We start from the raw sequence: 14,020 nt of genomic DNA, 5'->3' as shown, positions 1-14,020 counted from the left end.
TCAAACTAAAGAGTAAACGACTTTTTTTAAAGTTTCTTCTGGAAGATAAGGATGCATTGGCAAACTCATCACTTTTTCTGCAATTGCATCACCTACAGGTAAACTCACATTCGCATTTTCAACCGCAGGTTGTTTATTCAAAGGAATAGGATAATGCACTGCTGTAGGTATACCCTCAGCTTTAAGCTTTGCCTGTACCTGATCACGATTTTCTACCTGAATGGTATATTGTGCCCAAGCACTTTGGTTATGTGATTCAATAAATGGTGTCGTCGAAATACCCGCCTCATTAAATAACTTGGTATAAGTCTCTGCAACACGTTGACGTGCTTGCATTTCATCATCCAAAATCTCAAGTTTTGGCAATAAAATCGCAGCCTGCAAAGTATCTAAACGGCTATTCATACCCACACGCACGTGATGATAACGACGATCTTGCCCATGACGTGCAATTTGACGAATGACTTTTGCAAGCTCTTCATCATTGGTGAAAATAGCACCACCATCTCCATAACAGCCCAAAGGCTTGCTTGGGAAAAAGCTTGTACAAGCCACTGTTGTTAAATTACAACTTTTACGACCTTTGTATGTTGCACCAAAACTTTGTGCAGCATCTTCAATTACTGGAATATTATATTTGGCGGCTATGGCATTAATAGCATCAAAGTCAGCACATTGACCATACAAACTTACAGGAATAATGGCTTTGGTGCGTGGTGTAATCGCCGCTTCTAATTGCTCTATATCCAAGTTATAAGTTTTCGGGTCTACATCTACATACACCGGTGTTGCACCTAATATTGCTACGGTTTCCGCAGTTGCAATATAAGTAAAGCCTGGGGTAATTACTTCATCTCCTGGCCCAATACCAAAAGCCATTTGGGCAATTTGCAACGCATCTGTACCATTGGCACAGGTAATGCAATATTTGGCACCTACATAAGCTGCCAGTTTTTCTTCTAACCCTTTAACTTCAGGCCCTAAAATATACTGACCATGTTTTAATACGTTTTGAATTCCTGACTCAATTTTATCTTTCAGGCGCGCTTGTTGCGCTTTTAAATCAATAAACTCAATCATATTTATGCCTGTTGTTTGGTAACTGTATGACCATCTAAACGATAAATTGCACCCGTATGTGAACATACAGTTTCAGCTTCACCGCTCAATGGTAAATCTAACTGTTCACCAAACTCACTCATCCAACCAATTTGTTTTGCAGGAACACCTACCATTAGTGCGTATGCAGGAACATCTTTATTGACTACCGCCCCGGCACCCACAAAAGAATATGCTCCGATGGTGACACCGCAGACAATGGTACAATTTGCACCTAATGTGGCACCCTTTTTGACCAATGTATTCAAATACTGATCTTTACGCTCAATTAATGAACGTGGATTGTATACATTTGTGAAAACCATACTTGGCCCACAAAATACACCTTCTTCCAAAGTTACGTTGTCGTATACCGAGACATTATTTTGTACTTTACAGTGGTCACCAATAACAACTTTATTACCGACAAAAACATTTTGACCTAAAGATACACCCTGCCCAATTTTGGCACCGCCACAGACGTGGACAAAATGCCAAACACGAGAGTTCTCACCAATTTGAGCACCCTCATCCACAATTGCACTTTCATGTTGATAAAAACTCATCATGTTCTCCCTTATTATTTGACTTTAGATAGTAAAGGATGCGGATTTGCTGGATTTTCAACTAAAGGTGCAACACGAATCACCTCAACAGTTTCAATCGCAGCACGGTTTTCTTCTATACCATAACCTTTACCATCAAGAATGCGTTGATAGCTTTGAGTATGAAGATCGGTAAAGCCACCTGAAAATTCAAGTTCTTCATTTTCAATGGTAATACTGCGGTAAGTCAGTTTCTCACCTTTAACCGCATTGGATGGCAAGTTATTCGCATCAATAGACAAGAACCAGCGTACGCGCGCACGTTCATATTCTAGATAACCCGAAGCAGTTTTTTCATCACGAAAATGGACTTCATTTTTAACAATTTTGCCAAAAACAAAATGCAGCATGTCATAAAAATGCACACCAATATTGGTCGCCACACCGCCAGATTTTTTATCTACACCTTTCCATGACTTTAAGTACCATTTACCACGAGAAGTTAAATAAGTCAGATCCACATCAAAAATTTTATCAGCGGGTGCAGCCTGAACTTTATCACGCAAAGCAATAATAGAAGGGTGTAAACGCAGTTGCAGAATCGAATTTACTTTTGCACCATATTGTTTTTCGTATTCTGACAATAAATTTAAATCATCGGAACTTAAAACTAGAGGCTTCTCACAAATGACATCAATACCATTTTTTAATGCGTATTTCATGTGGGGTGCATGCAAATAGTTTGGTGAGCAAATAGCCACATAGTCGAGTTTTTCACCTTTAAGCTTTTGATCTTCTACATAGGCTTCAAATTCTTCAAACTCGGTAAAGAACTCTGCTTCAGGAAAATGGCTGTCCATAATTCCAACTGAGTCATTGACATCCATTGCTACAGCTAAAGTATTGCCTGTTTCTTTAATCGCTTTAAGGTGACGAGGCGCGATATAACCTGCAGCACCAATCAGGGCAAATTTTTTCATATCATCTACTTCTTTTTAAATCTATAAATTAAAGACGGAAAACTGTAAAACCTTGCTCAGTCATTTCAGATCGTTTAAATAGGCTCTTAACATCTGCCAAGACAGGTTTTTCACCACGTACATATCCACGTAATTCCTGTGCCGAAAGATGACGAAACTCATTATGCCCCACCGCAACTACTACGCTATCGACAGGATACTCAGCATTTACAAGACCAAGCTCAATTCCGTACTCATCTTTGACTTCTTTAGCATCCGCCCATGGATCGCAGACAACAACACGTACACCCCATTGCTTAAACTCTTCAATCACATCAGCAATTTTACTATTACGTATATCAGGACAATTCTCTTTAAAAGTTACCCCTAAAATTCCCACTGTGGCAGTTGTGACATCAATTCCGTTCTTTACCATATGCTTAATGGTCGATTGAGCCACATATTGAGCCATATTGTCATTAATACGACGTCCAGCCAAAATCACTTGTGGGTTATAACCCACTTCTTCTGCTTTATGGGTTAAGTAGTACGGGTCTACACCAATACAATGTCCACCCACTAAACCTGGGCGGAACGGTAAGAAATTCCACTTACTCCCTGCAGCCTCTAATACATCTACAGTATCAATACCAATACGGTCGAAAATAACAGATAGCTCGTTTACAAGTGCAATATTCAAATCACGTTGCGTGTTTTCAATCACCTTTGCAGCTTCGGCCACTTTTATACTGGTCGCTTTGTAGGTGCCTGCAGTAATAATACTGGCATAAACAGCATCTACAATATTTGCAATTTCAGCTGTACTACCACTCGTAATCTTTTTAATTTTAGTCAGTGTATTAACTTTGTCACCTGGGTTAATACGTTCAGGACTATAACCAACAAAGAAATCTTGATTAAACTTTAAACCCGATACCTTTTCTAATACAGGAACACAGACTTCCTCCGTCGCGCCTGGGTAAACGGTAGATTCATAAACAACAATATCGTTTTTCTTTAAAACTTTACCAATGGTTTCACTGGCCTTTTGCAAAGGCGTTAAATCAGGACGATTAACGTGGTCAATAGGTGTAGGAACTGTAACAATAAAGAAATTACAGTCTTTTAAATCATCCAAATTTGCTGAATAAGTTAAATGAGCCGATTGTACTAATTCTTCTGGTGATACTTCTAAGGTATGATCTTGACCACTTTTTAACTCATCAATCCGTTTTTGATGAATATCAAAACCCACGACTGGTACTTTTTTTCCAAATTCAACCGCTAAAGGTAAACCAACATATCCTAGACCAATTACGGCAATCTTGAGTTCTGACAAAGTGAGCATTTTTGAGCCTTGCTTATTTATATAATCTAAGAGGTGAATAAAAACGTTAAGAACTATATCAGAAAATCAAGTATTTTTTGTTGCTAATTTATATAAGAATCAATCAAAAAAGCTTATTAAATATTTTTTAAAAGATGGGTTTTTATTGAATTTATAATATATTTATCTGCTTTCATTTAACACCTTTCATCTATTTATAAACAGTAAACAGCTTACAATTTGTTATATTTTTTTCGTAATTAGAAAGGTAGAATAACTTAAGTTAAAGTTTTTAATAATTTTTAAAACAGGATTTAGAGTGAGAAAAATTCAATATACTGCTTTATTGGTTTTAAGTTGTGCCATGACGGGTTGTGCAATTACTTCTGGTTTACAAACTTATGATTTACCAAGTGAAGGAGTTTACCAAACGGATTTAGGCACTCAGGTGAATGTCATCAGACTCACTCAAGAATCTTTATTTGCGGTACAACCTGCCGAAATTAATCTTCGCCAAGATTATGCACATTTGTTTAATGCTTCCCATAAAAATTATAAATTAAGTTCAGGCGATATTCTCTCTATCTATCTTTGGGCGTATCCAGATATTACTCCACCCACCACAACTATTAATAATGAACAATCTGTTCAGGCCAATGGCTATCAAATTGACCAAAATGGCTATATCCAGTTTCCCATGATTGGCCGTTATAAGGCAGCAGGAAAGTCTTTAACTCAGGTCAATCAGGAGTTGCGTAGTCAGCTTTCTCGTTATTTAAAAACCCCTGACGTGATTGCTCGGGTATTGTCTTATCAGGGACAGCGCTTTTCTGTACAAGGTAATGTCACCAAAGGCGGACAGTTTGCACTGAGCGATCAACCTGTCAGTGTGTATACGGCTTTAGGCATGGCGGGTGGTGTGAATTCTCAACAGGGTGACAATGCCTCTATTACTTTGGTCAGACAAGGCCGTACTTATCAACTCAATACGATTGAGCTGGAAAAAGCTGGACTTTCTTTACATAACTTATTGATACAGCCGAATGATACCCTGTATGTCAATTCACGTGAAAACCAGAAAGTTTATGTGATGGGTGAGTCGGGTAAAAACCAGTCTTTGCCTATGCGTGACCAAGGTATGAGTCTGAGTGATGTGTTAGGTGAAAGTTTAGGTTTAAATCCACTCTCTGCCAGCCGCAGCAAAATTTATGTCGTTCGTAGCAATGCTGTTGATACTTCTACAGAAGTGTATCAATTAGATTTAACCAGCATTGCCGATTTTGGTTTAGCCAATAAGTTCAAAATGCGCAGCAATGATATCGTCTATGTCGATGCTTCAGGCTTGGCACGTTGGCAGCGTATCGTGAACCAGGTTATTCCGTTTTCAAACGCACTTTATAATCTGGATCGCTTGGGGCAATAATGCAAATTCAGAATATTCTTGTGGTTTGCGTAGGTAATATCTGTCGTAGTCCAATGGCTGAATATTTATTAAAACGGCAGTATCCGCAACTTCATATCGTGTCGGCAGGTATCTCCGGTTTAACCGGTCATGCTGCTGATGAAAAAGCCATACTCTGTATGCAGCGTTTAGGTATCGATATGAACCCTCATATTGCCCAAAAGTTGAATACCGAGCTGATTAAAAAAGCCGATTTAATTTTGGTCATGAGTCAAAATCAACAAAAGTATTTAGAGCAGACCTGGCCTTTTTCGAAAGGAAAAACTTTCCGACTAGGACATTGGCGAGACAGAAATGTGGCTGACCCTTATCAGCATGAGCAATTGGTCTTCAATGAAACCAGTCAGTTAATACAAGATTGTATTAGCGACTGGACACAACATATTTAACTTTTTGATAGCAAAATTATGAGCCAAAGTACCAATACTGAAGATACAATTGATTTAAAAGAGCTGTTTTTCTCACTCATTGCTCAATGGAAACTCATTGCGCTTTGTGTAATTTTAAGTTTGGTCTGTGCGTTGTTATATTTAAGAACCACACCCGATACTTATGCGGTCGATGCATTAGTACAAGTCGAAGAAAGTAAAGGCACCTCTGCTGCGTTATTGGGCGATCTCTCCAGCATGATTGAGCAAAAACAACCCGCTCAAGCCGAAATTGAACTGCTTAAATCACGTTTAGTCCTGGGTTCTGTCATTAAACACTTGAACCTGGATGTAAAAATTTCCGGTACCGAAACCAGTTTCTTTAACCGTTTACTTAGCCCCCATGATTATCAAACTCAATATCAAGCCAAATCAGTTTTATTCCAAGACGATGCTAAATCTTTTGATGTTCGAAAATTTGAAGTTCCAGCTTATTATTTAGACAAGAATTTGCTACTTAATTTTAATGCAAACAAATTTACTTTAACGGATGCTCAGACTAAACAAATTGTTTTTAGTGCCCCAATCAATCAAGAGAGTTTACACACTGCAGAACATGGCACGTGGAAAGTCGCTATTTATACTCAAGATCAATTCAAACACACTTATAATATTCAAAAAATGTCTTTGCCTGCAGCTATGGCGTCCATTACACAGAATTATTCTGTGGCTGAAAAAGGCAAACTTACCGGTATTTTAGGACTGAATTATCAAGGTCAAGATAAACAACATATCACCAACGTGCTGAATGCTATTCTGGTGGCTTATAGCCAGCAAAATATTGAACGTCGTTCTGCAGAAACAGCACAAACGCTAAAATTCCTAGATGAACAATTACCTGAGTTAAAACAGCAGCTTGATGTGGCAGAACGTGAATTTAATAAATTCCGTCAACAATATAATACGGTTGATGTCACCAAAGAATCTGAATTGTATTTGACTCAAAGCATTACCTTAGAGACGCAAAAATCACAGCTGGAACAGCAACAAGCTGAAATGGCGGCAAAATATACCAATGAACACCCAGTGATGCAGCAAATGAATGCACAGTTGGGAGCAATTAATAAAAAAATAGCGGAGTTGAATGGCACATTAAAACAACTGCCTGATTTACAACGTCGCTATTTACAGTTGTATCGTGAGGTTGAGGTTAAAACCCAGCTTTATACGGCATTACTGAATTCTTATCAGCAACTCCGTATTGCCAAAGCAGGTGAAATTGGTAATGTGCGTATTGTAGATACAGCCGTTGAGCCAATTAAACCCATTGCGCCGAAAAAATTACAGATTCTTATTTTAGCCCTCTTCCTGGGTGGTTTCCTCGGAACCTTGCTAGCCCTGCTGCGCAATATGCTGCGCTCTGGCATTAAAGACGCAAGTCAAATTGAAAATGAACTGGATTTACCGGTTTATGCAACAGTTCCACGCTCATCTATTCAAGAGAGCCGCATTAAACTGCTGAAAAAGAAAAAACATATTCCTATTTTAGCCATTAAAAATGGTGACGATATTGCAATTGAAAGCTTACGCAGCATGCGTACTGCAATTCACTTTGCAATGAGTCAGGCCAAAAATAATATCATTATGATTTCGGGCCCTGCACCCGAGGTAGGAAAATCCTTTATTTCTACAAACCTAGCAACCATTTTGGCGCAAAGTAATAAACGCGTATTGATCATCGACGGGGATATGCGTCGTGGTTATTTACATAAATATTTCAATTCTGACACCCAGCCTGGTTTGGCTGAATATTTAAATACTCAGCAAACATTAGAAAGTATTATTAAACCTACTGAAGTTGACAATTTAGATGTCATCACTCGTGGTAAGAGTCCGGTGAACCCTTCCGAACTTTTAAGTTCGGCAAAGCTATCAGAACTTTTAGATCAAGTTTCACCTCTGTATGATCATATTATTATTGATACCCCTCCTGTGCTTGCCGTGACGGATGGAATTATCATCTCACAGTATGCCGGTGTGAATTTAGTGATTGCACGTTATGCAAAATCACAGATGAAAGAACTTGAATTAACAATTAACCGCTTTGAACAAGTCGGTGTTAAGGTCAATGGTTTCATTCTGAATGATATACAACGCGCTACTGGCGGTTATGGTTATGGTTATGGTTATGGTTATAACTATGCCTATGGCTATAAAGCTTCAAAGGACAATGATTAAACGGATTTGATCTTAATCCATTAAATGTGTTTATTGTAAAAGCCAGTCAAGACTGGCTTTTTCTTTTTAAGAGTATTTTCATCTAAAATGATCTGGCTTAGAAAGACAGTACCAAAGAAAATAATTTATAATTGACTATCGAAGTAGATAAAAATTAATATTTAATTGTATTAAAAATGTTTTATATATTCAGCCTATTATAGAATAACATGCTTGATAAGAATATATTGGATTTCTGTACAATACGGCTTCCTCGAAACGTGTTGAATAGAAAAGTCTGCTAAAATTAATGCAACTTTTGAATATAAAATGAATTTGAGAAAACCTATGAGTAAAGCCTTACCCATCGCTGTCGCTGTTCTTTTAGGCGGTGCTGCACTTGTACCTGTTTATTATGCAACTCAAAACCCGGCTACTGTGACATCAAAAGCATCAAAGAATGCATCTGCTGTCGAGAAAATCAGTTATGCACTTGGCTATGAAGTTGCACATCAAACACCACCTGAATTAAATATCAATAGTTTCGTTACAGGTGTACGTGAAGGCCACGCTCGAAATAAACCCGCTTATACAGAACAAGAACTGCAACAAGCCTATGAGCAATTCCAGAAGGAAATTCAACAGAAGCAAGTTCAGCAAGCACAGCAAGTTCAAACCGCCAGCGACTCTTTCTTAGCTGAAAATGCGAAAAAACCAGGTGTAAAAACTACCGCTTCTGGCTTACAGTATAAAATTATTAAGGAAGGTACAGGCAAGCAACCTGCTGCCAACTCTATGGTGACCGTACATTACAAAGGCCAGCTGGTTGACGGTAAAGTATTTGATAGCTCAATTGAACGTGGTGAACCGATTGAGTTTCCATTAAATCAAGTTATTCCGGGTTGGACTGAAGGTCTTCAATTGATGAAAGAAGGGGGTAAAGCAACCCTTTATATCCCTTCTCAATTGGGCTACGGTGAACAAGGCGTTCCGGGAATGATTCCTGCAAACAGTACCCTGATTTTTGATGTTGAACTGATCAAAGTAAAATAAAAAATTTTAGGAGAGTAAATTACTGCAACCAATAATATAGATAAATATACATATAAGTGTATAATATGTATATATATTTAACTAAATCATAAGTGTAATAAAGTTAAAGGATTGGTTAAGACCAGGAAATTATATTTTGAAATTAACACGCATTCATCACTGCAAAAATCTGAATCGAGAAAAGTATAAGCAACTTGAAAAACAAGCTACTTTGCTTGGTCGTGTTCGCAGTGATGTTTGGTGTAAATACGGTGCTGTTTCGGGCTTGAATGTCAGTGACAGAACAATTCGCGATGCCTGGATGAGTGAAGGTCGTGCATTTAATGTTTCAGCTAATGCATGGAAAGAAACCCTACGTGACTGTATTAGTGATATTAAAGCCTATCGTGAAGCTGCCAAGGAAAAGGTAAAACAAGCCATTCGCAAACGTGCTAGTTGCGACAATGAATGGAAAAGACTTTATACACTGCTAAAAAAAGATGCCTGGATGGAAGATAACTTTCTTCACCGCCAGATGCGTAAACATTTTAGACATGGGGTAAACCATACTCACAATCAAATTATCGTCCGTGCCGATATGTGCAAGACCTTTGAGTTAAATGGTCAGTGTTGGCTTAAAGTGCCGAGTTTAGTCCCTCGGCAAACCATTAAGATTCCGCTAAACACCACTATGGAATTTGCTCCTCAAGGCACACTCAGGATCATTCTGAGAAATGGCAATGTTGAAGTTCATTCGACTTATGATGCGATTGAAACTAAAGATTGTGGCAAAGCAACCATAGGCGTTGATAAGGGTTATTCCGAAGCTTTTGTAGATTCGGATGGTGATGCGTATGGTCAAGGTTTAGGTAAGTTGATTTCAAGTGAATCAGATTACCTGAATCGGAAATACAAGAACAGAAATAAGCTGAGAGCAATTGCTAAAACGAAGCCACATAAGCGACAGGCAATTGAACAGAATAATTTGGGTCGAAAGAAGCTAGATAAGCGACAAGACACCCAAAAATCCAAACTAAAAACGCTGATCTATACAGCGACACACCGATTAGTTGATAAAGCAGGATTAATTGTTGCGGAGGATTTGACTTCACCAATCCAAAGTAAACGTAGCTATGGGAAAAAGACCAATAGACGCTTAAATACATGGGTCAAAGGCATGTTAGCCGATGCCCTAACAATTGTATCTCACCGCAGAGGTTCTGTGGTGCATCTCGTTAATGCTGCGTACACTTCGCAAATTGACTCTTTATTACATGGCCTATTAATAGGTACACGTAAAGGAGATCAGTTTCACCGATTTAATGGGGAAGTTGTGCAAGCTGATTGGAATGCTGCGAGAAACGTACTTGCAAGATTAAACGACCCTGAGATAAGTCGTTACACACCTTACCGAGAGGTAAAGCGTGTTTTGCAAGAACGGACTGACCGCTACAAGTCGGAACTGACCGATTTAGGCTCTAGTTACATGCTTGGAAACAAGACATTAACAGAGTGCGAATTAGTCCTTGACTATGTTTGACTACATATTAAGGAACAGCTTTTGCTCTCCTTATTTATCTTGGGATAAAAGAATGAAAACACCTATAACATTGCTTTGTTTCTGTCTTTTGAGCACGGCTGGCTTTGCAAAACCCGTGACCAACAGCAGTAGTTTAAATGAACAGGTCGGCTACAGCTTTGGCTATCTCATGGGGCGTAGCAATGCTGAATCTGTCAGAGATTTGGACCTGGATGCTTTCATGCTCGGTTTAAAAACCGCAGCTCAAGGCGGTAAATCTTCTCTTACCGACGAAGAAATGGCACGTGTTCTGACCCAATATAAAAAGCTCAGTGATGCCAAACAACTGATTGAAGTTAAACAAAAAGCCGATAGCAATGCCAAAATTGGGACAGCGTTTTTAAAAGCCAATGCTAAAAAAGACGGTGTCCAAACCACAAAATCTGGTTTGCAGTATCAAATATTAAAACCGGGTACAGGAAAATCACCTCAAGCCAATTCAGTGGTTAAAGTCAATTATGAAGGTCGTTTAATAGACGGTACAGTGTTTGACAGCTCAATTGCCCGGAATCAACCTGCTGAATTTCAGGTCAGTCAAGTCATTCAGGGTTGGACTGAAGGTTTACAATTGATGAAGGAAGGTGCTCAGTATCGCTTCTTTATTCCTGCACAACTTGGCTATGGTCAAATTGGCTCTGGTGATGCGATCGAACCCAATAGCACTTTAATTTTTGATGTAGAACTTCTTGAAGTGCTGACTAAGTCATCTAAATAACCCATATTTACTCTGTATTAAAAAGTAGCGGGTAGATCAATCTGAGCGCAGATCGTACTCATTCCCTACCCGCTATGTTTTATGATTTAATCACTCTATTTTCTTCAATATTGGCTTTAAATCTAAGAGTATCTCTTCTTTTTCAAAAGATATATATTAAGCTGTTCAACGAACACAATAAAATTTATATTTATTAGACTGTTATAATTTTAAATAGCTGTAGTTAATAGCATGTTGCAATTTATTGATAATAATATACAGTCAAAATAAATCGATCTTGTACAATCACTAAAGACATTTATTTTCATATTTTAATCAAAAATATCTTCTTTACTCATTACAAGGATTGAATCCATGGCTCTAACAATCAAAACTCGCGAAATTCAGTACACTGCTGCAGATGGAACACCTTTGATTGGATACTTTGCAGCACCTGAATCAGAAACACCCGTCGCGGGCGTGATTGTAGCACCTGAATGGTGGGGACGTAATGAATACACCGAACAGCGTGCCCGTGAACTCGCTGAACATGGTTATGCTGCATTTGCCATTGATATGTATGGCGATAAAAAAGTCACCACTGCCGTACCAGAAGCCAGTCAATGGATGATGCAAACCTTTGAAGATCCTGAAACAATTGTGACTCGTGCGTCTGCAGGTTTAGCGATATTAGCAGCGCAAGATGAAGTAAATGCAGATAAACTGGCTGCTGTAGGCTTCTGTTATGGCGGTAAAGTGGTGCTTGATCTGGCACGTTCTGGTGCACCTTTACAAGCAGTGGTGACATTTCATGGCACGTTGACACCGAAAGCGCCTGCACAACCCGGACAGGTTAAAGCTGAAATTTTGGTGTTGCACGGAGAACTCGACAGCATGGTCAGCCTGGACGATGTGGCACGCTTTAAGGAAGAAATGCATGCGGCTCAAGTTGAGCATGAGGTAATCATCTTTGAAGATGCCAAACATGGTTTTAGTAATCAGCTTGCAGACGAACGTGCTAAACAGAATGGCGTTGATCTGGGCTATAACGCTGAAGCTGAACAAAAAGGGCTATCTGCCATGTACGAATTATTAAAAACTCGACTGGGTGCATAAAATTTAGGATAAATATGACAGGGATTATATTTACCCGTCCAATGACACGGATATTTTTAAAGAGGATATAACAATGACTGAAAACAACTGCCCATATTGCAACTTTGATGAATATGACATCATTGATAAAAATGACTTTGGGGTGATTCTACCTGAGCCAAATGCATTATCCAAAGGTCACTCTGTCATTATTCCGCTACGCCATGTCAGCTCTTTTTTTGATGTTACCGACAAAGAGCGTAAAAGCTTGATGTCTTTGCTTGAGCTTGCCCGTAATGAACTTCAGCTGCGTCATCATCCATCAGGCTTCCATATTGGTTTTAATGACGGCACTGTATTTGGTGAAGCATCTGAGCACTTACACATTCATATTATTCCACGCTATGAAGGTCAAACCTTAAAACTGGATGAACGCTGGGGCATGAGCAGCGAGTAAGTAACAGTTTCAAGTAATTTAAAAATGATGCTTCGGCATCATTTTTTATGTCCTGTCTTAACCGCAATGCCGCACAGTTTTCGCTATACTAATCACCTATTCCAAATACGCGGTTCGCATGTCACAGTTTTCTTTTTCCGATGCCCTTCTTTCCTGGTTCGATGTCCATGGTCGTCATGATTTGCCGTGGCAAGTTGCCGATGATCCCTATAAGGTTTGGGTATCTGAAATTATGTTACAGCAGACCCAAGTTAAAACTGTATTGCAATATTTTGATCGCTTTATTGCACGCTTTCCCACGGTAAAGGATTTAGGCCTCGCCAACTGGGATGATGTTGCGCCTTATTGGGCTGGGCTGGGTTACTACGCACGCGCACGAAATTTACATAAAGCTGCTGGAATGGTGGCTCGTCAAGGTCATTTTCCCGCTACATTAGAACAATGGATCGAGCTTCCCGGAATTGGTCCTTCGACTGCCGGCGCACTTATGTCGCTGGGTTTACGTCAATACGGCGTCATTATGGACGGCAATGTAAAACGGGTATTGGCGCGTTTTTTTGCCATTGAAGATGATCTGTCTAAACCGGTTCATGAACGCGCGATGTGGCAACTGGCAGAACAACTGTGCCCTGTTAAGCGTAATCATGACTATACTCAAGCGATTATGGACTTGGGTGCAACCGTATGTACCCCGAAAAAACCACTGTGTTTATATTGCCCGATGCAGCCGCACTGCAAAGCCCATCAGCAAGGTTTAGAAACTGAACTGCCCTTTAAAAAGCCGAAAAAAGCCGTGCCAGTCAAATCTGCACAGGTTCTAGTGATTCAGTCGAATGATCAATGGTTATGGCAACAACGCCCAAATAGCGGTTTATGGGGTGGTCTATGGTGCTTACCAGTTATTGAAAATCCAATAGAATTTGAAACTCTGTGCCAGACTTTGGGACTCAAAAAAGTCATTCAACGCGCTGAGATCACGCATAGCTTTACCCATTTCACATGGCAACTTGAAGCCATCTGTTTTGAGGTGGACGCGGAGCAGCAAGAACATCTTTCGATTGAACTGAATGGCACATGGTTAGCTACACAAATTGCAACAGAAATGGGCCTTCCCACTGCAATGAAAAAATTGATCTCTGTCATCAATTTATGACATAGTCAGGCACTATCATTCAAAGAATTTTCAC

The 14,020-nt window shown here is 39.4% G+C and carries 13 protein-coding genes; 9 read left to right on the top strand and 4 right to left on the bottom strand.

The genetic code is table 11. From position 1 onward, the window contains the following. The 4 genes from ACP69Y_RS09875 to tviB are packed head-to-tail and all read right to left on the bottom strand — an operon-like array spanning position 1 to position 3,950. Positions 1-1,080 carry a DegT/DnrJ/EryC1/StrS family aminotransferase gene (locus tag ACP69Y_RS09875; protein WP_425918238.1) on the bottom strand — a complete coding sequence of 360 codons (1,080 nt, stop codon included), beginning with the start codon at positions 1,078-1,080 and terminating at the stop codon, positions 1-3. 2 nt (positions 1,081-1,082) lie between these two features. Next, positions 1,083-1,664: a UDP-2-acetamido-3-amino-2,3-dideoxy-D-glucuronate N-acetyltransferase gene (gene wbpD / locus ACP69Y_RS09870; protein WP_425918322.1), complete on the bottom strand. Its 582-nt coding sequence runs from the start codon at positions 1,662-1,664 to the stop codon at positions 1,083-1,085. 14 nt (positions 1,665-1,678) lie between these two features. Next, complete coding sequence (locus ACP69Y_RS09865; protein WP_425918237.1) at positions 1,679-2,623, bottom strand: Gfo/Idh/MocA family protein; 945 nt, start codon at positions 2,621-2,623, stop codon at positions 1,679-1,681. Between the two features lie 28 nt (positions 2,624-2,651). After that, positions 2,652-3,950 carry a Vi polysaccharide biosynthesis UDP-N-acetylglucosamine C-6 dehydrogenase TviB gene (gene tviB, locus ACP69Y_RS09860; RefSeq protein WP_425918236.1) on the bottom strand — a complete coding sequence of 433 codons (1,299 nt, stop codon included), beginning with the start codon at positions 3,948-3,950 and terminating at the stop codon, positions 2,652-2,654. Positions 3,951-4,293: 343 nt separating this feature from the next. Here tviB and ACP69Y_RS09855 point away from each other — a divergent pair, with 343 nt between their 5' ends. The 9 genes from ACP69Y_RS09855 (at position 4,294) to mutY (ending at position 13,986) form a co-directional block, all read left to right on the top strand. Beyond that, positions 4,294-5,352, top strand: a complete 1,059-nt coding sequence (locus tag ACP69Y_RS09855; protein WP_425918321.1) for a polysaccharide biosynthesis/export family protein — start codon at positions 4,294-4,296, stop codon at positions 5,350-5,352. Beyond that, complete coding sequence (locus tag ACP69Y_RS09850) at positions 5,352-5,780, top strand: low molecular weight protein-tyrosine-phosphatase (RefSeq protein ID WP_425918235.1); 429 nt, start codon at positions 5,352-5,354, stop codon at positions 5,778-5,780. Before ACP69Y_RS09855 ends, ACP69Y_RS09850 begins: the two co-directional genes overlap by 1 nt. A gap of 18 nt (positions 5,781-5,798) precedes the next feature. Beyond that, positions 5,799-7,997: a polysaccharide biosynthesis tyrosine autokinase gene (locus tag ACP69Y_RS09845; RefSeq protein ID WP_425918234.1), complete on the top strand. Its 2,199-nt coding sequence runs from the start codon at positions 5,799-5,801 to the stop codon at positions 7,995-7,997. A gap of 327 nt (positions 7,998-8,324) precedes the next feature. Continuing rightward, complete coding sequence (locus tag ACP69Y_RS09840; protein ID WP_425918233.1) at positions 8,325-9,029, top strand: FKBP-type peptidyl-prolyl cis-trans isomerase; 705 nt, start codon at positions 8,325-8,327, stop codon at positions 9,027-9,029. Between the two features lie 136 nt (positions 9,030-9,165). Next, positions 9,166-10,548, top strand: a complete 1,383-nt coding sequence (locus ACP69Y_RS09835; RefSeq protein WP_425918232.1) for an RNA-guided endonuclease TnpB family protein — start codon at positions 9,166-9,168, stop codon at positions 10,546-10,548. Between the two features lie 52 nt (positions 10,549-10,600). Beyond that, on the top strand, positions 10,601-11,302 hold the full coding sequence (locus ACP69Y_RS09830) for an FKBP-type peptidyl-prolyl cis-trans isomerase (RefSeq protein ID WP_425918231.1): 702 nt from the start codon (positions 10,601-10,603) through the stop codon (positions 11,300-11,302). Positions 11,303-11,656: 354 nt separating this feature from the next. Beyond that, positions 11,657-12,397: a dienelactone hydrolase family protein gene (locus ACP69Y_RS09825; RefSeq protein ID WP_425918230.1), complete on the top strand. Its 741-nt coding sequence runs from the start codon at positions 11,657-11,659 to the stop codon at positions 12,395-12,397. Between the two features lie 73 nt (positions 12,398-12,470). After that, complete coding sequence (locus ACP69Y_RS09820) at positions 12,471-12,833, top strand: HIT family protein (RefSeq protein ID WP_131217901.1); 363 nt, start codon at positions 12,471-12,473, stop codon at positions 12,831-12,833. 118 nt (positions 12,834-12,951) lie between these two features. After that, on the top strand, positions 12,952-13,986 hold the full coding sequence (gene mutY / locus ACP69Y_RS09815) for an A/G-specific adenine glycosylase (RefSeq protein ID WP_425918229.1): 1,035 nt from the start codon (positions 12,952-12,954) through the stop codon (positions 13,984-13,986). Positions 13,987-14,020 lie beyond the last annotated feature (34 nt).

It is taken from the genome of Acinetobacter sp. TSRC1-2 (genome assembly GCF_049895885.1).
In the GTDB taxonomy this organism is placed as follows: domain Bacteria; phylum Pseudomonadota; class Gammaproteobacteria; order Pseudomonadales; family Moraxellaceae; genus Acinetobacter.
Note: the sequence above shows the minus strand (reverse complement) of the source record. Positions and strands in the feature narration are given on the sequence as shown.

Coding starts and splice junctions, on each gene's coding strand:
- ACP69Y_RS09875 (WP_425918238.1), bottom strand. CDS start 1,080: ATGATTGAGTTTATTGATTTAAAAGCGCAACAAGCGCGCCTGAAAGAT.
- wbpD (WP_425918322.1), bottom strand. CDS start 1,664: ATGAGTTTTTATCAACATGAAAGTGCAATTGTGGATGAGGGTGCTCAA.
- ACP69Y_RS09865 (WP_425918237.1), bottom strand. CDS start 2,623: ATGAAAAAATTTGCCCTGATTGGTGCTGCAGGTTATATCGCGCCTCGT.
- tviB (WP_425918236.1), bottom strand. CDS start 3,950: ATGCTCACTTTGTCAGAACTCAAGATTGCCGTAATTGGTCTAGGATAT.
- ACP69Y_RS09855 (WP_425918321.1), top strand. CDS start 4,294: ATGACGGGTTGTGCAATTACTTCTGGTTTACAAACTTATGATTTACCA.
- ACP69Y_RS09850 (WP_425918235.1), top strand. CDS start 5,352: ATGCAAATTCAGAATATTCTTGTGGTTTGCGTAGGTAATATCTGTCGT.
- ACP69Y_RS09845 (WP_425918234.1), top strand. CDS start 5,799: ATGAGCCAAAGTACCAATACTGAAGATACAATTGATTTAAAAGAGCTG.
- ACP69Y_RS09840 (WP_425918233.1), top strand. CDS start 8,325: ATGAGTAAAGCCTTACCCATCGCTGTCGCTGTTCTTTTAGGCGGTGCT.
- ACP69Y_RS09830 (WP_425918231.1), top strand. CDS start 10,601: ATGAAAACACCTATAACATTGCTTTGTTTCTGTCTTTTGAGCACGGCT.
- ACP69Y_RS09825 (WP_425918230.1), top strand. CDS start 11,657: ATGGCTCTAACAATCAAAACTCGCGAAATTCAGTACACTGCTGCAGAT.
- ACP69Y_RS09820 (WP_131217901.1), top strand. CDS start 12,471: ATGACTGAAAACAACTGCCCATATTGCAACTTTGATGAATATGACATC.
- mutY (WP_425918229.1), top strand. CDS start 12,952: ATGTCACAGTTTTCTTTTTCCGATGCCCTTCTTTCCTGGTTCGATGTC.